Annotated in this window: 21 protein-coding genes; 13 read left to right on the plus strand and 8 right to left on the minus strand. The window is 40.0% G+C overall.

Going from position 1 to position 20,078, the window contains the following annotated elements; translation table 11 throughout:
• The coding region (locus BMX34_RS07765) for an IS3 family transposase (protein ID WP_143440720.1) at window positions 1-254 on the plus strand (254 nt) is incomplete at its 5' end.
• Between the two features lie 156 nt (window positions 255-410).
• On the opposite strand, the gene BMX34_RS07770 is transcribed toward BMX34_RS07765, so the two are convergent.
• The 3 genes from BMX34_RS07770 to BMX34_RS07780 are packed head-to-tail and all read right to left on the minus strand — an operon-like array spanning window position 411 to window position 2,892.
• A complete protein-coding gene (locus BMX34_RS07770) occupies window positions 411-1,052 on the minus strand; it encodes a response regulator transcription factor (RefSeq protein ID WP_092572468.1) in 642 nt (213 codons plus the stop codon).
• Window positions 1,033-2,181 carry a sensor histidine kinase gene (locus BMX34_RS07775; protein WP_092572469.1) on the minus strand — a complete coding sequence of 383 codons (1,149 nt, stop codon included), beginning with the start codon at window positions 2,179-2,181 and terminating at the stop codon, window positions 1,033-1,035. Before BMX34_RS07775 ends, BMX34_RS07770 begins: the two co-directional genes overlap by 20 nt.
• Before the next feature lie 39 nt (window positions 2,182-2,220).
• Window positions 2,221-2,892 carry a YggS family pyridoxal phosphate-dependent enzyme gene (locus BMX34_RS07780; protein WP_159428898.1) on the minus strand — a complete coding sequence of 224 codons (672 nt, stop codon included), beginning with the start codon at window positions 2,890-2,892 and terminating at the stop codon, window positions 2,221-2,223.
• A 224-nt stretch (window positions 2,893-3,116) separates the two neighbouring features.
• Here BMX34_RS07780 and BMX34_RS07785 point away from each other — a divergent pair, with 224 nt between their 5' ends.
• On the plus strand, window positions 3,117-4,589 hold the full coding sequence (locus BMX34_RS07785; protein ID WP_092572471.1) for a L,D-transpeptidase family protein: 1,473 nt from the start codon (window positions 3,117-3,119) through the stop codon (window positions 4,587-4,589).
• Between the two features lie 221 nt (window positions 4,590-4,810).
• On the opposite strand, the gene BMX34_RS07790 is transcribed toward BMX34_RS07785, so the two are convergent.
• Window positions 4,811-5,893, minus strand: coding sequence for an FUSC family protein (locus BMX34_RS07790; protein WP_092572472.1), 1,083 nt, complete (start codon window positions 5,891-5,893; stop codon window positions 4,811-4,813).
• Between the two features lie 137 nt (window positions 5,894-6,030).
• Here BMX34_RS07790 and BMX34_RS07795 point away from each other — a divergent pair, with 137 nt between their 5' ends.
• On the plus strand, window positions 6,031-6,483 hold the full coding sequence (locus tag BMX34_RS07795) for a Fur family transcriptional regulator (protein ID WP_092572473.1): 453 nt from the start codon (window positions 6,031-6,033) through the stop codon (window positions 6,481-6,483).
• A gap of 255 nt (window positions 6,484-6,738) precedes the next feature.
• On the opposite strand, the gene trpS is transcribed toward BMX34_RS07795, so the two are convergent.
• A complete protein-coding gene (trpS, locus tag BMX34_RS07800) occupies window positions 6,739-7,728 on the minus strand; it encodes a tryptophan--tRNA ligase (RefSeq protein ID WP_092572474.1) in 990 nt (329 codons plus the stop codon).
• 335 nt (window positions 7,729-8,063) lie between these two features.
• Here trpS and spxA point away from each other — a divergent pair, with 335 nt between their 5' ends.
• The 6 genes from spxA to BMX34_RS07830 all read left to right on the plus strand — a co-directional run bounded on the left by spxA (window position 8,064) and on the right by BMX34_RS07830 (window position 13,983).
• The gene (gene spxA, locus BMX34_RS07805) at window positions 8,064-8,462 is read left to right on the plus strand and encodes a transcriptional regulator SpxA (RefSeq protein WP_092572475.1); all 399 of its coding nucleotides are present in this window, start codon (window positions 8,064-8,066) and stop codon (window positions 8,460-8,462) included.
• A gap of 162 nt (window positions 8,463-8,624) precedes the next feature.
• Complete coding sequence (locus BMX34_RS07810; protein WP_092572476.1) at window positions 8,625-9,290, plus strand: adaptor protein MecA; 666 nt, start codon at window positions 8,625-8,627, stop codon at window positions 9,288-9,290.
• 58 nt (window positions 9,291-9,348) lie between these two features.
• Window positions 9,349-10,398, plus strand: a complete 1,050-nt coding sequence (locus BMX34_RS07815; RefSeq protein WP_092572477.1) for a competence protein CoiA — start codon at window positions 9,349-9,351, stop codon at window positions 10,396-10,398.
• Between the two features lie 79 nt (window positions 10,399-10,477).
• Window positions 10,478-12,283, plus strand: a complete 1,806-nt coding sequence (gene pepF / locus BMX34_RS07820) for an oligoendopeptidase F (protein WP_092572478.1) — start codon at window positions 10,478-10,480, stop codon at window positions 12,281-12,283.
• 25 nt (window positions 12,284-12,308) lie between these two features.
• Window positions 12,309-13,622 (plus strand): DUF308 domain-containing protein, encoded by a 1,314-nt coding sequence (locus BMX34_RS07825; RefSeq protein ID WP_159428899.1) that lies wholly within the window; start codon window positions 12,309-12,311, stop codon window positions 13,620-13,622.
• A 10-nt stretch (window positions 13,623-13,632) separates the two neighbouring features.
• The gene (locus BMX34_RS07830) at window positions 13,633-13,983 is read left to right on the plus strand and encodes a thioesterase family protein (protein WP_092572480.1); all 351 of its coding nucleotides are present in this window, start codon (window positions 13,633-13,635) and stop codon (window positions 13,981-13,983) included.
• 168 nt (window positions 13,984-14,151) lie between these two features.
• Here the strand turns inward: BMX34_RS07830 and trmB are convergent, their stop codons facing one another.
• From trmB to BMX34_RS07845, 3 genes are all read right to left on the minus strand, one after another.
• A complete protein-coding gene (trmB, locus tag BMX34_RS07835) occupies window positions 14,152-14,814 on the minus strand; it encodes a tRNA (guanosine(46)-N7)-methyltransferase TrmB (RefSeq protein ID WP_092572481.1) in 663 nt (220 codons plus the stop codon).
• 86 nt (window positions 14,815-14,900) lie between these two features.
• The gene (locus BMX34_RS07840) at window positions 14,901-15,686 is read right to left on the minus strand and encodes a phosphotransferase family protein (RefSeq protein ID WP_092572482.1); all 786 of its coding nucleotides are present in this window, start codon (window positions 15,684-15,686) and stop codon (window positions 14,901-14,903) included.
• Between the two features lie 68 nt (window positions 15,687-15,754).
• Window positions 15,755-16,084 carry a hypothetical protein gene (locus BMX34_RS07845; RefSeq protein ID WP_092572483.1) on the minus strand — a complete coding sequence of 110 codons (330 nt, stop codon included), beginning with the start codon at window positions 16,082-16,084 and terminating at the stop codon, window positions 15,755-15,757.
• 160 nt (window positions 16,085-16,244) lie between these two features.
• On the opposite strand from BMX34_RS07845, the gene pepA reads away from it, so the two are divergent.
• Genes pepA through murC form a run of 4 tightly spaced genes read left to right on the plus strand, consistent with a single transcriptional unit; the run spans window position 16,245 to window position 20,066 of the window.
• Entirely contained in the window at window positions 16,245-17,315 is a 1,071-nt protein-coding gene (pepA, locus tag BMX34_RS07850) for a glutamyl aminopeptidase (protein ID WP_092572484.1), read from the plus strand.
• 38 nt (window positions 17,316-17,353) lie between these two features.
• The gene (gene ytpR / locus BMX34_RS07855) at window positions 17,354-17,980 is read left to right on the plus strand and encodes a YtpR family tRNA-binding protein (RefSeq protein ID WP_092572485.1); all 627 of its coding nucleotides are present in this window, start codon (window positions 17,354-17,356) and stop codon (window positions 17,978-17,980) included.
• 18 nt (window positions 17,981-17,998) lie between these two features.
• Window positions 17,999-18,724 (plus strand): hypothetical protein, encoded by a 726-nt coding sequence (locus BMX34_RS07860; protein WP_092572486.1) that lies wholly within the window; start codon window positions 17,999-18,001, stop codon window positions 18,722-18,724.
• Between the two features lies 1 nt (window position 18,725).
• Window positions 18,726-20,066 (plus strand): UDP-N-acetylmuramate--L-alanine ligase, encoded by a 1,341-nt coding sequence (gene murC / locus BMX34_RS07865; RefSeq protein WP_092572487.1) that lies wholly within the window; start codon window positions 18,726-18,728, stop codon window positions 20,064-20,066.
• Window positions 20,067-20,078 lie beyond the last annotated feature (12 nt).

Consider the following 20,078-nt stretch of genomic DNA (forward strand, 5'->3'; position numbering starts at 1 on the left):
AATATCAGGCGTTACTAGTAGAACATCAAGTATTCCAAAGTATGTCGCGTAAAGGGAATTGTTATGATAATGCCCCGATCGAAAATTTCTTTAGTGTGATGAAACAGGAGATGTATTATGGGAAAATATATCGAAGTTACAAGGAATTAGAAACTGCAATCACAGATTACATTCAGTATTATAACGAAGAACGAATTAAAGAAAAATTGAATTGGCTAAGTCCTGTGGCATATAGAAAAGCGCAAGCGGCTTAACAATTTATCATTAAACCAAAAGAGAGACAAACACAAAATAGTGTTCATCTCTCTGGTCCAACTATTTGGGGTCACTCTATCTTGTGTTCCTGGGCAGGTCGTTTTACTTTGTTAATTCTTTGAATGATGTTCAATTGTTTAAGCTTATGATGAAGCTTACTTGCTTTGTTTGTAATAATAGATGGCTAACTGGGTTCGATCACGGAGGTCTAATTTTTCTAAAAGCTGGGAAATATAATTACGTACGGTGCCTTCGCTGAAATGCATGACTTCCGCAATTTCTTTATTATTAAGTCCTTGAGCGACCAAATAAAGTAATTCTTGCTCTTTGGCATTGAGGGTGGATTGTTCAAGACCAGTTTTATCAGCTTCTCGGGAGATAAAGTCGGGCACCTTGGCCATAATTTCACGACCAAAGACACTCTGACCTTCTTGTACCGCTCGAAGCGCTGGAACCAGACTTTGATAGTCGGTCTTTAATAAGTACCCTTGAGCCCCAATTTTCAGGGCTTTCACAATATAATCATCTTCTTGAAAGGTAGTGAGGAAGATAATCTTAGCTTGATTGTCTAGCTTAAGAATTTGCTCACCAGCTTCTATCCCATTCATTAACGGCATCCTGATATCCATTAATATCAAATCGGGCCGAGTTTGCTGGAATAGATCAATGGCTTCTTGGCCGTTCTGCCCAATAGCCACAATCTTCATCGAGTCAGTATCTTCTTGACTGGCGATTTCAATAATGGTTTTTAGGCCACTGGTTACCAAGGGATCATCATCAACGAGGAGAATCTTCATAAGTTTCGAACTCCTTTCTAAGGGGGATACTAATAAATACACGGAAGCCGGCTTGTTGATTGATATAAAGTTGACCTCCCATCTGATCAACCCGTTCTTCAATATTGATTAAACCAATTCCAGGGGGATTCGTTTGCTTGGCCGGATTTCCTTGACCATTGTCGGTAATTAAATAGGTTACTTGTTGGTTGAGTTCACGGATAAATAATTGAATCCGGCTAGCTTGGGCATGTTTACGAATATTAGTCAGGCATTCTCGACTGATGGCTAACAAGTGGTGGCTAACTTGACTATCGAGTGGACTATCGACTTGGTAATGATAATGGATATGATATTCAGGATAGTCTGCAATGAGCTGTTGAAGTTCACGGTCCAAATCGATACTTTGGGCATGCTGCGCATGAATAATCGAGCGGACATTGGCCATCGAGGTCTGTAAAGTTTGGTTAATGTGCTGAATCTTATCTGTAATCAGTGGATCATGAATAATCATTTCTAGGGCGCCCAATTGAATAATACTCGCTGAAAGCTGATGACCTAATAAATCATGAATTTCTTTGGTGATACGGCGCCGTTCACTGATGATGGTTTGACTCTCGATATCGTCTTGCAGGCGCAGCAATTGATCTTGCCGTCCCTTGAGCTGTCGGTTCAACCATCTTAAACGATTAATCTGTTCAAAAGCCCGTCGTTCTTCTTCGTTGATTAGCGCCGTTTGTAAGGAAATCAAGGCGAAGAGGAAAGAGAGAAGGCTGATTGACAGCGCCAAGACGAAAGGATAGTGCCAAAGCCCACCGAGAAAAACTAGCAGGAGAGCGTATGGGAAATTATTAGCACGGGAGTCCACATCTAGAAATAAACAGGCAACGAAGAGATAAACATACGGTAGATAAAGGCTTAAAGCAAGAAATAGAATCAGTGTTAGCAATAAGGGACGTTTTTTGATGAAAGTCCCCAAACTAGCCAGCTGATCTAATAAGGGGCTATCTTTTAACCAAAAATAGCTTGCTTGAAGGATTAAGGCCCAGGCTAAATCGACAATCGGGATGAAGGTTCCCTCGTATAAATAAATTAAAGCTAGAATTAATAGATAAGCACAGGGATAGGCAATGAACTTGGTCGATTTCATCGTGGACACCTCGAATACTCCAGAATTTATTTAAGATTGCTATTCAGCGAAGAAAGCCGAACCGATTCTAAGGAAGCTAGTACCAGCTTGAATGGCAGGAACAAAGTCTGCCGACATCCCCATACTTAATTCAGTAAGTGAGCTTTGGCTCGGGTCGTTTTGTTGGATTTGATCTCGCAAATTTCTCAAGGCTTGAAAGATTTCCAGACAGCTTTCCGTACTTGCTCCTTTAGGAGCCATGGTCATTAAGCCAATCGGCAGAATCTTATCAAAATCTTTGATAGCATTGAGAAAGTCAACGAGTTCATGAGGATTTAGGCCACTCTTGCTGGCTTCGCCAGAAATATTAACTTGAACAAAGGATTTAATCGGCCGGTCAGCACGCTTTTGAATTTCTTTGGCCAATTTGAGGCGATCGAGGGCGTGAAAATAGTCGACTTGATTAATGATATCCTTAACGGGGCGTCGTTGCAGGCTACCAATATAGTGCCATATGACATCCGAATGAGCGAAATGTTGATATTTATCTTGAAAGACTTGAGGGCGATTCTCAGCAAAGTCACGAACCCCTAATTGATATAATTCTTCCATCTGGTCAAGATTGGCTGTCTTGCTGACACAGATGAGGGTTGGCGTCTTTTGCTGGTATTGTTGACTGATTTGTTGAATTCGTTCTTTCAAGTGGCGATAGTTATCAGCTAAGGACGACATGGATAAATCCTTTCTATATTTAATTTTTTGTTGACATAATAATGAAACACTCATTTTATATACTAATTTTCTAACTTATGTTATAATTTCACTTGGATATACAAAAGTATATTCAATTTTATTGGGCTAGGGGATGACTAACGTGGTCATCTCCCTTTTGCTATATTCAGCCCATTCTTTATAGTATAATATTATCATAGAAATCCCAAGAAAGGAGGCTAACCATGAGAAATTCATTACCATCATTCCAAAGGTTGTTGGCTAAATTTAGAAGCAAGACCTCAGATAGTTGGCGTCAGTTTAAGCGACCCTCAGCACGAAATATAATGAGAAAGCCTCGGCTTGTCGGCTTATTAGGTTTGATCTTATTAATTTATGGGGCTGGCGTCATGTTTTATAAAGGCCATTTATTGCCTCGTACATATTTTGCGAATGTGAATGTTTCAGAATTAAACCGACCAGCCGCTGAACAGAAGATCAAATCGAAATTAACGGATATGGTCATTGATCTGCAGGAAAATGGCCAGCAATATGGTAGCCTCCGGTTGGGTCAGCTGAGTCCAGAAGTAGATGCGAGTGCAGCCATCGACCAAGCATTAAAACAACAAAATCCTTTTTTATGGCCGTTTCATCTGTTTTATAAACAGACCATTGAAGGGGCCGAGAAAGCGATAGCTTATCAGGAAAACTCTTTAACCGAATTGATGTCTAAATTGGCGATCAACAATGAGCAACGACCAGCTGCCCAAGATGCCATCATGGTAATGGACGATCAACAAAAAGTCAGTGTCAAAGCTGAGAAGCATGGTCAACAAATATCACCTGCTAGTCTGCAAACGGCCATCAACCAAACCTTGAATACAGGGTCTTTGCAAGTCGATTTGAAACAAGCATATATTCAACCTAAGGTTAAGAAAGATTCCCAGGCCATGCAAGCTCAATTAGATGCCTATCAAAATGTCATTCAACTTAAAATAACTCATGTATTTGACGGAAATTCCTTGACCATTCCTCAGGAGACGATCCAATCTTGGGTCAGTTTAGATGACCAAGGGGATATGATTTACGATCAAGAAGCTATTAAAGATTATATTTTTAATCTGAATGAAGAATATACAGCACGTTTCCAACCGCGACAATTTCATTCCACTTATCAAGGAGAAGTGACGATTCAACCGGGAACCTTTGGCTGGTATATCGATGCAGACCAAGAATCTGAAGCTATCATCCAGATTCTAAAAGAAGGCAAGAATATTGAACGAGAACCGGTCATTGTCGGCAAGGGCTACCAGATGGATCCAACAGAAGCGATTGGGAATTCCTACGTTGAAGTTGATTTAACTCATCAGATGATGCTGATTTATCAAGAAGGGAAGTTGGTCTTACAAACTCCGATTGTTTCGGGGAAAATTGGGACCGAAACCATTCCCGGAGCCTACCAAGTTTGGAATATGGAACAAGATACGAATCTCAAAGGCTATAATCCTCATACTCAACGGGATTATGTCCAGCCGGTCAAATATTGGATTGCCTTTGATAACCAAGCCCAAGGAATCCACGATGCTATCTGGCAAAGCACCTTTGGCGGTAGTGCTTATCAACAATCCGGATCCTTAGGCTGTGTCAATACGCCACTCGATGTCATGAGTCAAGTTTATGAGATTGTCGACTATGGCTGGCCAGTCATTGTATTCTAAAGACATCTATAAAGAAACCGCGAAGACCAAAAAAAGTCAACGCGGTTGTTTTAACATATAAATTCGCAAGAATAAGACGACCTACGTAGCTTATAAGGCCTTACCGACTAGATGGTTAAACCTTGTCTAGTAGATCTAGTCCGGAAAGCTAAAGCTTTGAAGGACGATCTCTTGCAATTCACACAAATTCGGAAATTTTTATTTATTAGATATTAGAATTATCAAACTTTATTATGCGTGACTTCTTGATCATACCTTTGTCGATAGATCGTCATAATATGATTTAAGGCATAGATTTTTTCTTCGTAGAGGTAGATTGCTGACATCATATGGGCAATCCCATTAATCTCAGCATCATAGACCGCATCATCTCTTTCCAGCTCAGTTAACATTTGATGATAGAATTGCTGGATATAATTATGCCGATAATTTTTATCGACGGCCATAAAATTAACTTGTTCGGCTGGAATTCGACCATGAAATTTCAATAGAATTTGTTCATGTCCATTAAGTAATAATTCAAGTCGTTCACGCACTAAAATCTGCAGATCCTTGGGGAAGGTCTTATAGACATGATCATGTTTATGGAACATTTCTAACAAATGGACACAGGCTTGAGTGGTTGCCAAGAAATGCCGATAGATAACCAATTTACGACCAATCTGAATCCGTTTGGATCTAGGGAAGATGACTTCCTCGTGAATCATATCAAACAAGTCATTGAGCTCCGCACTCGCCCGATGAGCCCAAGATAAATCCTTCTCCATGATGGTAAAAGGAATATTCTTACGCAAGGCTGCTCGCATTAACACGATGAGTTCATTATTTAATTCAATCACCATGTCATAGAATTTCTCATCATAGCGCGGTGGATAAATCAACGAATTCACTAAGAAGGATACGGTGACGCCGATAATCGTTTCAATCACTCGATAAAAAGCTGATAAGTATAAATCATTGGCATCTGAGGACATAATCGCAACTAAGGTAATAACAGCCAAGGTCAATACATCACCCAGATTTAAGATGTTTAAGATACTAATTAAGAAAACAGCGGCCACACCGACCATAATTGGATGGTTACCCAGAATCATCAGCACTAGCACGGCTACCACCCCACCAATAATATTGGCTAGGATACGCCGATTGAACATTTCAAAGGATTTCTTAACGGTAGGTGCAGTAGTCGTTACGGCAGCAATAGCAGCCATCACTGCTGAATTCTCAGGAATTAAAAAAATAGAAAGAAAGATCGAAAGAGTAATGGCTAGTCCTGTTTTTAGAACACGTGCGCCGATTCTCATGGCATCGACTCCTTATCGCATATATTTATCTTTAATATACTAGCAAAGTTGGCCGGGAATTACATTTATTTTGCTTATTATTTTTATACTTTTTACCTATCTAATGCTATAATACAAGTGAAAAGGGGAGGATGAATATGCATCAACATTCATTGCATGATGCGGTCAAATACTTAAAAGAAAGAAAAATCCGTATAACTCCTCAGCGACAAGCGATTATTGAATATTTAATAGATACTCAAGATCACCCTACCGTTGATGAGATATATCAAGCGATAAAACAATGTTATGGGAATATGAGTTTAGCGACCATTTATAATAATTTGAATGTGTTGGTTAAAGCGGGCTTGGTTGATGAAATGAAATTCAATGGGGTAACTAGCCGCTATGATTATAACCATCACCAACATTATCATATTATCTGTGTCGAGTGTGGCAAGATTGCCGATGTGAACTATGCCGATGTGGCGCCGATAGCCGAAGCAGCTGAGCAACAAACGGGCTACCAAGTCTTTCACTCGAACATTGAATTGCATGGTTTATGTCCAGACTGTCAGGCAAAGTTACAAAAAGAAGCTGCAGAAAAATAATTTTTCATTAAAATTTTTGGAAAGCGAGTGCAGTCCAGGCTATTTTGTGAAATAAGTTCTATTATATCTTCCACAATACACACCTTGACTGTCTGACCATCCGCCATAAGTTGAACTCGATCTCGTTCAATCTACTAGTCATTCCTTGAATTTCATCAAGGACGGCTAGTAGATTTTTTGAGTTCGTTCATTTATGTTTTTCCAAAAATGATATCGATGAATTGGCTATGGTTTTTAATTGATATTGGTCACAAATTAATAATAAAGACCAATTGCTTTTTCTACTCGAGCGAGGGTTTGTTCTGCTTGTTGGCGAGCTTTTTGAGCTCCTTCATGGAGAATATTATTTAGATCTGGGCTTTCAATCAATTGTTGGTAACGTTCTTGTACCGGTTCAATATGGCTAATCACTAGGTCGGCTAGGTCAGTTTTAAATTGACCATAACCTTGGCCTTGATACTGGTCAACCAGTTGTTCGACAGGTTGTTGGCTTAAGCTAGAATAAATTTGTAATAAGTTAGACACGGCAGCTTGATTTTCTGGATCATAGTGAACTTCACCAATCGAATCGGTGACTGCACCTTTGATTTTCTTAAGGATTTGTTTGGGTGTATCTAGCAGACTGATATAAGCTTTAGGATTGGTATCCGACTTACTCATCTTGCTGGTTGGATCTTGTAAGCTCATGACTCGAGCTCCGTGTTGCGGATAGATCGGTTCAGGTTTGACCAATAAATTATCGCCAAACTTATTATTGAAGCGATCGACGAAATTTCGGGTTAGTTCAATATGCTGACGTTGGTCATCGCCGACGGGAACATATTCAGCGTCATAAAGTACAATATCGCCGACCATTAAGGTTGGATAAGCAAGCAGGCCAGCATTTACCGCAACTTGTTTGGCGGCTTTGTCTTTGTACTGGGTCATGCGTTCTAATTCACCAAGCGGGGTCAAACATTGAATAATCCAGGCGATTTGAGCATGGGCGGCGACATCAGATTGAACGAAGATGGTGGTTTGATTAGGGTCGATTCCTAGAGCTATATATAGAGCGGCCAATTGCCGGGTCATGGTTTTTAATTTTTCCGGTTCTTGAGCGACTGTAATCGCATGTTGGTTAACCACACAATAAGTGGCGTCATATTGACTTTGTAATTCTACGAAGCCTTTCATGGCCCCAATATAATTGCCCAGGGTAGGGATACCTGAAGGTTGAACACCAGAGAAAATTTTTGCTTTTGACATTCTTTTGCCTCTTTCTTTGCACGTACTAATAAGCCCATTATAACCTATTTTAATAATAGGACAAAGATATATTCAGTTTTAATACAAAGGGTATTCGTGAAACATTGAACGAATCGAAGCGCCAGTCTTAATGTGACAAAATTCAAAAATTAAATTGCCACAGTCTTCAGCCCATGTTATAATATTAGTCGTAGAGATATCTCTTCTTTACAACAATGGAATATATTAGCGGTAGAGAACGCGAAATCTAAAGCTAAAGTGTCGAATGTATTATCACCTCATCTTGATTATAGCTTTTCAGGTTACGGTGATTTTAACGAAAGGAATGATCCTTTATGGTAACATTATTTATTACACCAAGCTGTACGTCATGTCGCAAAGCTCGTGCCTGGTTAGAAGAGCATGAGATTCCATACGAAGAACGAAATATTTTTACTGAGCCATTAACAGAAACTGAAATTAAATCTATTCTGCAAATGACTGAAAATGGTACAGAAGACATTGTATCAACGCGTTCGAAAGCTTATTCAGAATTAGATGTTGAATTAAGTGAATTACCGTTAAATGATTTCTTTGGATTGGTGAAAGACCAACCCGGTATCTTACGTCGACCAATTCTTTTAGATGATAAACGTCTACAAATTGGTTATAACGAAGATGAAATTCGTCGCTTCCTTCCTCGTGAAGTTCGGGCTCGTGAACTTCAACGTGCGCGGATGCTTGTGAATGAGTAATATTGTAGTATACTAGGCCAGTCGAATGACTGGTTTTTTTAATTTTTAATTCTATCTTGCTAAAGTCAGAGGCATTTGCTAGAATCCATATTATTGTATGAAATAATTGGTTTTTCAAGTAAAGTAGCCTATAATAAGAGTAGTCATAAGGAGGTGACCGATATGGAAATGGAACATATTAACGAAAATCTTATCAAGGTTCTCATTGACACCAACGATCTCGCTGAGAGAGGGATTAACTTCTTAGATTTGATTGGTGATCAGTCAAGTATCGAGAAATTCTTTTATTCTATCTTGGAAGAAGTAGATGTGGATCAGCATTTCCAAGAATCGGAAGCTGTAACGTTCCAAGTCATGCCCAATAAGGATGGCCTTGAATTATATATAAGCCGCAATAACTTTGAAGAGATGGAATCAATCTGGGAAGATGAAATTAGTCAACGTTTGTTAGAGCGTAAGAAACGGGCGGTCCAAGAAGACCACAGCCTGAAGGATTCTTCGACCAGAAAGAAGGTCATCAAAGAAGATTGGAGCAAGGTCGCTTCTTATCAACGGATTCGTTTTAATTCTTTAGAGGCTTTTCTAAGAGCAGCTCGAAGCATTAAAGATTCAGAACTTAGTTCGACCCTCTACGCCATGCAAGGTGCCTATTATCTATCGCTAGGTCTTGAACCAGGATTGAGTTTGTCTGACTTAGACTATGACCATCCACTTTGGACCTTGTTAGAATATGGCGAACTTGACAAAACAACGCCTCAAGTCCTCCAAGAACATGGTCAATTGATTCGTCAAGATGATGCGATTGAATTCTTTGCAGAAGATTTCTAATTAAATCGTCGGATTTGCCTTCCTTATCTACTATTTAGTAGATGAGGAGGGCTTTTTTATGCATTTTGCCTTGGACAGAAATAGTCAATATATCAGTGCTGAACGAGCTTATCAGCAATTTGGGTCAAAATTTTTTTGTCCGCGCTGCCAACAAAGTTTAATCATTAAAGAAAGTAAATTGGGCCGGCATTTTTTTGCCCATCGTTGGCCATGCCAAGCAAGAATCGAACAAAAATTAGACATCAGCAAAGATAGTGAAACAGAAGCTCATCGAGCCTTTAAGAAGTATTTTGTAAATTATTTTAGACAAAGAGGTTTTCAAGCTGATAGTGAACATTATGAGGCGAGTATTCAACAATTTGCTGATGTTTGGCTCTCTTTGAACGGTCAGACTTGGATTATCGAATATCAAAAAAGTCCCATCCCCTCTTCCAGATTAGCACAAAGACACCAGGCCTATTTAAGTCAAAGCAATACGATTTATTGGATTATGGAAAAGAAAAAGGCGGTTTCAACTCACTCCCAGTTTAGCAAAAACATGATTCATTTCGATTCTTCACTAGGATATTTTCGTCTGTGCTGGGATGAAAGGTTTCAGCAACTCCATATTCAGTGCTTAGGTCAGACTGGTTTTATTTTTTATCAGATTAAGCCAAATCTATATAATTTGCCAGCCATCCACCTATGTCATCTTTCGAGCTTTGCCCGTCATAATAAAATTCAAAGACCTGAAGTTATAAAGATGCCCACGCGCATTTATCATCAACGCAAAGTGCAGGCAATATTAACAAGTCAGGCTTATCGACCTTATCTTCATGACCTCTACCAGTTAGGCATCAGTGTAGCACAACTTCCGGAGTGGATTTTTACGGCGCCGTTGCCTATTTTTATTGATTCGCCTGCTTGGCTATATTGGACTTGGATTGCGCGCGCTCTTCAAGCCATGGATTCTGACACATTGATTCACTGCTTAGCCGATTACCTCGATTTTCTAGAAAAGAAAGGTTCACTAAAATACGCTGATCTACCCTTGATTCGACATTCAATCAAGGAGGCATTGCTTCAAACTACTATTCATTATTTAAGGGATAAGAAAATAGATGAATGAAGATAAAATCATGATAATAGCATCATTACAATAATATGGTAGAATATAGAGGCAAGAATAATATATTGGAGGAATTATTATGACTGAATTACAGACTAGACAAGCATCCAATCCTGAATTTCATTGGGATTTAACGTCCATGTTTGCTAATGACGAAGCTTTCGAAGCTGAACTCAAAGCGAGTCAAACTGAGATTGATCAGGTTAAATCATTTGAAGGTCAACTCAATCAGAGTGCTCAGAAATTATTAGCAGCGATCGAAGCCTATTTGAAGATGGAGCGTACTTTGTCTAATCTTTATGTATATGGGCATTTAAAGAATGACCAAGATCAAGCTGATGCTAAATATCAAGATTTGTTTGCTCGGGTTTCTGCTCTTTACAGCGATGCGATGGCAGCGAGTGCCTATCTGCGTCCTGAATTATTAGCTATGGACCAAGCAACCTTAGATCAATTTATGGCTGAAGAACCAGGTCTTGCACCGTATCAACAATATCTTGATGACTTACGTCGCTTCAAGGCTCATACCTTGTCGGCTGAAATCGAACAAATTCTGGCTCAGGGTGGACAATTCTTTGCTGGAAATGCCCAAACGTTCTCTTATTTAAATAACGCAGACCTTGAGTTTCCGAAGGTAACCGACAAAGATGGCCAAGAGATTCAAATTACTCATGGTAACTTTATTAAATTACTAGAGTCTTCCGACCGCGACCTACGTCGGCAAACTTTCCAATCCTTCTATAAAGTGTACCATCAATTTAGAAATACCTTTGCTTCAATTTTAGGAACGGAGATTAAGAAGAATAATTTTGAAGCGAAGATTCGTAAATTTGATTCTGCGCGTCAAGCTTCGCTGTTTGCTAATAATGTGCCGGAATCTGTGTATGACACTTTAGTGAATAGTGTAAATCAACGGTTGGATTTATTGCATCGTTATGTCAAACTGCGCCGTAATTTATTGAAACTCGAAGACCTCGAAATGTATGATATGTTTACGCCCTTGTTAGGAGAACCACCAATTAAATTTAATTATGAAGAAGCCCAAGCGATTGTGCTGGAAGCGCTGAAACCAATGGGCGAAGATTATCTTGAAATTGTCCAAGCAGCCTTCGATGAAAAATGGATTGATGTTTATGAGAATAAAGGGAAACGTTCTGGAGCCTATTCAAGCGGATCTTACGATAGCAAACCTTATATCTTAATGAATTTCCAAGAAGGAAACGATTCTCTTTATACCTTAATCCATGAAATGGGTCATAGTCTACATTCTTACTTGACCAATCAACACCAAGATTATGTTTATAGTCATTATTCAATTTTCTTAGCCGAAATCGCTTCAACAACTAACGAGAACTTATTGACTGCCTATCTTTTAGAAAAATATCAAGACGTGAATATTCAATTGTATATCTTGAATCATTTCTTAGACGGCGTAAAGTCGACAGTTTATCGTCAAACCCAGTTTGCTGAGTTCGAACATCTGATGTATCAAGAAGATGCAGCGGGTACGCCATTAACCGCTGAATTCTTATCAAAAGAATATCAAGCAATTAATGAGAAATATTATGGTGATGCGGTGAATTCTGATTCAGAAATTGCCCTAGAATGGGCTAGAATTCCACACTTCTACTATAATTACTATGTTTTCCAATATTCGACCGGATTCTCGGCAGCAACTGCCTTTGCCCAACGTATTCTATCAGGAGATCAAGAAGCTCGCGACCGTTATTTAAACTTCTTGAAATCAGGAAATAAAGACTATCCAATCGAAACGATGATTGAAGCGGGCTTGGATATGACCCAGCCGGATTATATTGATGCGACTTTGGATGTCTTTGAAGAAAGATTGAATGAATTTGAATCTTTATTAAAGTCCCAACAATAATTACACTGAGTAGAGGATGAGAACGATGACCGATTTTAGCCATCGACGGTTTCAATCGATGAATTTATTCACAGGTTGTCTATTGATTGGCCTGGTGATTGCTTTATATATCTGGCGGATCAAGGTCATTGTCGGCGGCGCCCTGGTCTTGGCTTTAGCTTTACTTGGCTTGGGGCTTTGGCAATTATACAACTATGCTCACACTCGCAGGCAAGTAAAGCAAGGGCAGGTCAATCCTTTATGGCGTCACCCTTTGGTTGTCGGTCTCATCGAATTTGCTTTAGGCATAGCTTTAATCACTCAATTAAAGTTGCTGCCTCTATCTTTCGCCATCTTGTTAGGCCTCTATCAATTATTGATGGGGCTGATTGGTAGTCTTGATTATTTTTTGAATTGGCGTGATCGGGCACGGAATCAATGGAGTCAACTGGTAAATACACTTTTGCATTTGGCTTTTGCCGTAGCCAGCCTATTTCTTTCGAATCGGATTGACCATACTTTATGGCGGTTTATGCTCTATCTCTTGCTCTTAGCCTTAAATTTCTTCTATGATAGTCAATATTTCTCTAAACGTTGGGGACTAACTTATCAGAACCGTTTCGTGCGGACCCCATTACCTTTGTTGTTGACCGTTTTGATGCCTTATCAATTACAGTATAAGATTCAGAATTTTTTGGCCAAGGATCAAAGCATGCAACCAGAAATCTTGCAGGCTTTCCAGAGTCAAAGTAAGTTTGGCGAGACGGGACAAGTTGAGGTCTTTATCCATACCAGTCCTTACGGTTTCGATCGCTTTGGTCATGCAGATATTGCCTTTCAAGGGAAGGTTTATTCTTACGGTAACCACGATGCCGATTCGCGGAAACTCTTTGAAATGATCGGCGATGGGGTCGTTCTAGTTGCAGATCGCCAGGCCTATATAGATTTTATGACCAGTCGTCGAATTACGATGATTTCCTTCGGGATTCAGTTAAATGCTCAAGAAGAAACTCAATTAAGTCAGCAGATTGAACGTTTGCTTGGTCAATTGGAGGAATTTGAGTTGACCTCTGCGAAGCAATTAGCAACTTTCGTCGGCATCTTTAGTCAGCGCAGTTCAATCGCTCTTTATAAATTTAAACAAGGACTCTTTAAGACTTATTTTGTCTTAGGAAGCAATTGTGTAATGTTCGTCGACTACTTGTTACAACAAACAGGTATCGATATCTTGGCCTTTGCGGGTATTATGACACCAGGCAGTTACTATGATTATTTCAATAAAGAATTTCACAAAGCCGATAGTAAAGTTGTCAGTAAGTCCTTGTTAAATCGTGACCTGTTGAAACGAATGCAAGTTTAGGAGGGATAGCATGGAGAAAACTTTTATCGTTAAAAAAGAACATGGAGCCGATCAAATTGGTTCGGGTATGTTAGCTGTTTTATCCACACCAACTCTGTTAGCTTTTATGGAGCAGGTAGCCCAGGAGGAAGGACAGACTCACTGTCAGCCAGGGGAGTCGACTGTGGGAATCGAAGTTCAGTTAAATCATTTAAAAGCAACTAAGATAGGTCAAGAGGTGCATATCCAAGCTCAATTAGTGGAACAAAATAAACGGATTTTGACCTATGACATTCAAGCTTGGGAAGGGGAGGAAAAGATTGGTCAGGCTCAACATAAACGAGCCATTATCAATGTGGAATCCTTCCTGGCTAAGTTATAATCACTAGAAAAGATACTTGTCTTATAGGACCTAGAATTCAATCATTAAACAAAAATGGACGGAAACCTGTTTGCGGGTCTTCGTCCATTTTAATTATTTTTTTGATTTTTCAGCTGATGCTCACTGTTAATTATTTGCTAAATTATTTCCGAGTTTTCCCGTAAGATATCAGTTAATAGGTGTGTGCTTTTTTTGCGGAAAAATAGCTTCTAAACGATAGATGGGGTGGCCCTTGGCTGAGAATTTCTCTTCATACTCGGTCATAATATTTCCTTGGAAGTCACTCTGATGTAAATCCAACCAGACTTGTTTAAAGGCCATGCCGTATTGGGACATGGAAGCTAGAGAATACTCGAATAAACCTTGATTGTCTGTTTTGAAATGGAGTTCGCCATCAGTCGATAGTACTTGTTCATACTGATTCAAGAAGTGAGGTGAAGTGAGTCGTCGTTTTGTATGGCGTTTTTTAGGCCAAGGGTCTGAGAAATTCAGATAGATTCGAGAGATTTCGCCCGAAGCGAAGAAGTCTGAAATTTCGCCACCATCTTGGTTTATAATTCTTAGATTTGGCAAAGGTTCTGCAACAATCCGCTCCAAAATCCGCACGGCCACACTAGTTTGTAATTCCATAGCAATGAAATTGATGTCGGGATGAGCTTGGGCCATAGAATAGATGAACCGACCTTTGCCAGAGCCCACTTCTAAATAGATGGGGTGATTATTGTGGAATTCATCCTGCCAATGACCTTTTAATTGATCTAAGTTAACCGGTACGTATTGAGGATAGTCATCGAGCATATCTTGAGCCCAGGGAATATTTCTTAAGCGCATAGTATCATCCTTTATATAGTAGTATTCAGAAAGAAACGAACAAATTCGAGTTAGGCCAAGGAGACCTTCGCTTAAATTTGTTCGTGTTAATGTGATTGATAGATTGATTTAAGCCGTAAGACAGTTTCATTTACTTTATGATAACGGCCTTCTTTGTAAAATTGTTTGATCAGATATAAGCAATTAATTAAACTATACCATTTTACCCGTTGATAGAAGGCTTGGTCCATGTCGAATTGATAATCGGCTAGCCAAGTCGTCCATTCGCGGGGCGGAAAGTATTGGAGCAAGAGGTAAGTTAAGTCACTTAAAGGGTCAGCGATACGAACATTCTCCCAATCGACGACATAGAGATTCTTGCTTTCTTCGTCAAAGAGGAAATTATTATGATGCAAATCACCATGGCAGACACATAAATCGACATCATAGAAATAATCGTGGACCGCATCTTCTAAATAATGAATGACTTCATTAAAGAACAGATGAGTTTGAAGATGCTCGGGTAAACCGTCGAAATAGGCTTGGATGAAGTCGACCGGTCGGAATGTCTGGCCACCAACCCGTTTGAGCATTTGCAAGAGATGTTCTGAATGATGGATGGTCATAATAATATTCTTGACCGAATCTTGACTCATATCTTCACGAGAGAGAACATGACCGTTCTTCCATTCTTGGGCGACCAGTGTATCACCGGAATATGTTTTTTGAGTCCACATTAACTTGGGCGTGATGCCTTCAGCGGATAAGGTGGTTATAAAAGGGGAGGAGTTTCTTTTAAGGAAGACTTTTTCATTTTCTTTGATTCCCATATAAGTTTCACCACTGCCACCGGCAATGGGATGCAGCTGCCAGCCGTCTTCTGGAACATACATGTCGCCCCTCCTTTCCCCGTAAAGTTTCGTAACCATTATTTTAACATGTATTTAATGAACTTCAAGACTTACTTGCCAGTTTCAACCAGATCAATAATCTCGCCCGTATAGACATCAGCAGCAAATTGATAAATCTTCACTTGGTCTTGATCTTGAATAGTTAAGCCACCAAAGTAAACTAGCGGACGACTGTCGAAACCATGATATTCAATCACATCATAATCAATCCAAGATCCTTCAATTTTTCCTTGATCTTTTACTTGTTCTTTAACTTTCTCTAAGACTTTTCCAGCGGGTTGAGGTCGGTTTTCTTTAATAAAAAGGGCGGTAGCTACGCCAATAATCGTTCCACTGAGTAGAATTAAAGTCGCCAAAATATTGTTTTTATTCTTTGACATGGTGATCATCCTTTCTGCATTCTATATTATAACATTTTGCGAGTGAATTCACGGGATTCCTTGCTTTTCTCTCAGGCTAAACATTGATTTTACCATGGTCTTGTGTAAGAATAAGTATTATGAAATGCACATTCTAAGGAGGTAGGCTTAGCCGCTTATTATGGAAGAAAAATTATGGAATCGTATCAAAGAGTTGACCGAATTGCAAGCAATTTCAAATCACGAGAACAATGTTCGCGAGTACCTGGCCGATAAAATGGAAGGTCTGGTAGATTCAATTGAGACCTTTGGTTTAGGGAATATTTATGGTATTCGTAAGAGTGCCAATCAAGATGCGCCAACCCTCATGGTTGCTGCTCACATGGACGAAGTCGGCTTCATGGTTGCTAAGATTCATGAGAATGGAACCATTAGTGTTGTTCCAATTGGTGGTTGGAATCCTTATGCGGTTTCTGCTCAACGTTATACCTTACAAACTGAAAAAGGGGATTACCCTATTATTTCAGGTGCGGTCAGTCCTCACTTATTACGGGGTAGCAAAGCGGCCAGCATTAAACCGGAAGACGTGCGCTTCGATGCCGGCTTTGAATCTGCGGAAGAAGCTGCAGAATATGGTGTACGCCTAGGGGATTCAATTGTTCCACTAACAGAAACCATCCTAACAGCGAATAAACAATCTATTATGAGTAAAGCCATTGACAATCGTTATGGTTGTGCTGTAATCTTAGATGCTCTTGAGAATACGGTCGATGAAGCATTGAATCATCACTTAGTGATTGGGGCCAATGTTCAAGAAGAGGTCGGTCTACGGGGAGCTCGGGGAGCAGTGCATCGTTATCAACCGGACTTATTCTTCGCCGTTGACTGTTCACCAGCAGGGGATGCTGAAGGAGATAAGAAGGCAGAAGGTCAACTAGGCCAAGGTTTCTTATTACGGATGCAAGACCCTGGTATGTTAACGCATCGCGGTATGATTGAATTCCTTCGTGATACCGCCGAAGATTGCAAGATTCCATATCAATATTATTTCTCTAAAGGTGGTACCGATGCAGGTGCAGCTCATTTAATGAATGAAGGCATTCCTTCAGCGGTGATTGGTTTACCAGCACGTTATATTCATGGACATCAAGCCCTCTTTAGAATTTCTGATTATGAAGCAGCGAGTGAAATGTTAACTCAAGTTATTCGTCGTTTCGACCGGACTACTTTTGAAACCATTATTAACAAATAATTTAAGTAAATTTGCAATTTGAATTAAAGGAGAAGACTATGTGGTTAGCTTTTTATAATGCGTCAGTCGGTGACGTATTAATGTTAGTTCAGAATGAAATACCGGCAGAAGATCGGCAAGTAGAACATCTCGATCAACTGACCCTTATTAAAGATAAAACCAATGGGGAAATTGTTGCCGTCAATCTTTTCTCGGTTGAAGATTTAAAGATTGAGCAAAATGGTCCTGTTCAGTTGACACCAGCTCAAGTAGCTGAGGTAAATCAACGATTAAAGGAGGCTCAAGTGGATCTAACCATTGAAGTGGATTCCTCTTCTAAATTCGTGGTGGGTTATGTGGAGACTTGTCGTCCTCATGAGGACAGTGATCATCTTTCCATTACAGAGATTGACCTAGGCCAAGAAAGTTCAGTACAGATTGTCTGCGGTGCCGATAACATTCGCCAAGGTCTAAAGGTACTGGTCGCTAAAATTGGCGCGGTGATGCCGAGTGGATCCATTATCTGGCCCGGTCAGTTAAGAGGGGTTGATAGTAACGGGATGGTGTGTTCAACCCGTGAACTCAATTTAACCGATATTGAAGATTTCCCCGGAATCTGGGAATTGAGCGACCACTTTGAACCGGGAACGCCTTTAGAGGATTTTGTTGCTTATTATCGTGACTAAGAAGGGTGGTAAAATTCAATGAAGGATTACCAAAAACCAGCCGTCTACCAGCATAAAGATAAGGAGCCTGCCTTTGTCAGTGCGCCTCAATTTAATACGGGGAGCCGCTCGAGTTTTCAACCAGCCATTGGCAAGAATCAGACTTCATTGAAACCCATTTTACATAGTCAACGTGTTTTAGATGCGAATAAGACCCAAACGGTAACGGTTAGCCCAAATTATCGGGTGCCTTTTATGGCGACGCAAACTTTTAAAGAATCGGTGGAGAATGACTCCAATGCTGAAGAAACTCCAGTGGCACCGGTGAAGAAAGAACAAGCCGAGCATTGGGAACATTCTTCAGGGCCTAGCCAGATGTCCACACCAGATTATGCCATCCCTTTCTTAAAGAGTCCGCAAGGTAAATTTAAGGATGGACGAAGAATCAATCAAGATTATAATGGCTCCGTTCAGGAAGCTTTATTTGATGCCTCAATGGTTGGCCAAGAAAATAGGAAAGAAACTCCCATTTCAAACAAGCCTGATAAACCAGCCACTGCGCCTTTCGTTTATCAACCAGCTATTAAAGAGACAAAAAATCTTGTGCAAGAAAGTTTCTTTGATGATCAGATGAATATTAAAGAAAATCTCGTGACTAGAAGCTATGGCGAGCAAGCGGCCTATTGCTTAGATATCCGCTCTCTTTCTAAGCGGATGATTAAATCAAAGAATTCATTCTTATTGTTTGAGAATGAGGAGGATTAACATGGAAACATTTGATAAATCATTAATTTATTATTTTGTAGGGATTAAGGGGACCGGTATGTCTGCCTTAGCCCTCGTTCTAGATGGTGAAGGCTACCAAGTTCAAGGAAGTGACGTGGCAACATATTTCTTCACCCAACAAGAATTAGATCGTCGTCAGATTCCAATTTATGAATTTTCAGCTGATAATTTGAAAGAAGGGATGTTTGTCATTGCCGGCAATGCTTTCCCGGATGATCATCCTGAAATTCAACGGGCCCGGGAGCTGGGTCTTCCTTTAATGCGCTACCATGATTTTCTAGGTAAATTAATTGAGAATTATACCTCGATTGCGATCACCGGTTCGCATGGGAAAACCTCAACCACTGGTTTAATGGCTCATATTCTGAGTAAACTAGCGCCAACTTCATATTTAATTGGCGATGGAACGGGATCCGGGGATGAAGCGGCGACTTATTTCGCTTTGGAAGCATGTGAGTATCGGCGTCATTTCTTAGCTTATGTTCCCGATTATGCGATTATTACCAATGTGGATTTTGACCATCCGGATTATTATCAATCGATTCAAGATGTTTTTGAAGCGATTCAAACCTTTGCCCATCAGGCTAAGAAAGCGATTATTGCCTGTGGAGAGGACGATTATCTACGCCAACTCGAAGCAGAGGTCCCCGTTCACTACTATGGCTTTGCTACTGACAATGAAGTCTATGCAGCCAATATTGAACGAACCACCGAAGGTTCTAGCTTTGACGTTTATATTCATGGAGAGAAATTTGGACGTTTTGATTCACCAGTCTATGGTAAGCATAATATTCTAAACGTTCTAGCAGTAATTACCGTAGCTTATCTGGAAGGCTTCTCGGCCGATAAGATTGCCGAAGAATTAGCTAGCTATGGTGGGGTGAAGCGACGTTTCTCAACCCGCGAATTAAACCAGTTAACTTTAATTGATGACTATGCCCACCATCCCTCTGAAATTAAGGCCACGATTGATGCGGCCCATCAGAAATATCCTGACCGTGAGATTATTGCGGTCTTCCAACCTCATACATTTAGCCGGACGGTGGCCTTGTTAAATGAATTTGCCAATGCTTTGAGTGTGGCAGATCAAGTTTATTTGGTGGATATCTTTACCTCTGCCCGTGAAAAAGAGGGCGATATCTCGATTGAAGATTTGGCTAATTTAGTCGTAGGCGGGGCAGAAATAATCTCTAAGGACTATTTAACTCCTTTGATGGATTATCAAGATGCTGTCATCCTCTTTATGGGGGCAGGCGATATTGATAAGTTATCTCGGCAATTTGAACAAGTCTACAGTCAACAAGTGGCGAACAAGTTTTAAAGTAGAATATAA

The organism is Ignavigranum ruoffiae, assembly GCF_900110675.1.
Taxonomy (GTDB): Bacteria; Bacillota; Bacilli; order Lactobacillales; family Aerococcaceae; genus Ignavigranum; species Ignavigranum ruoffiae.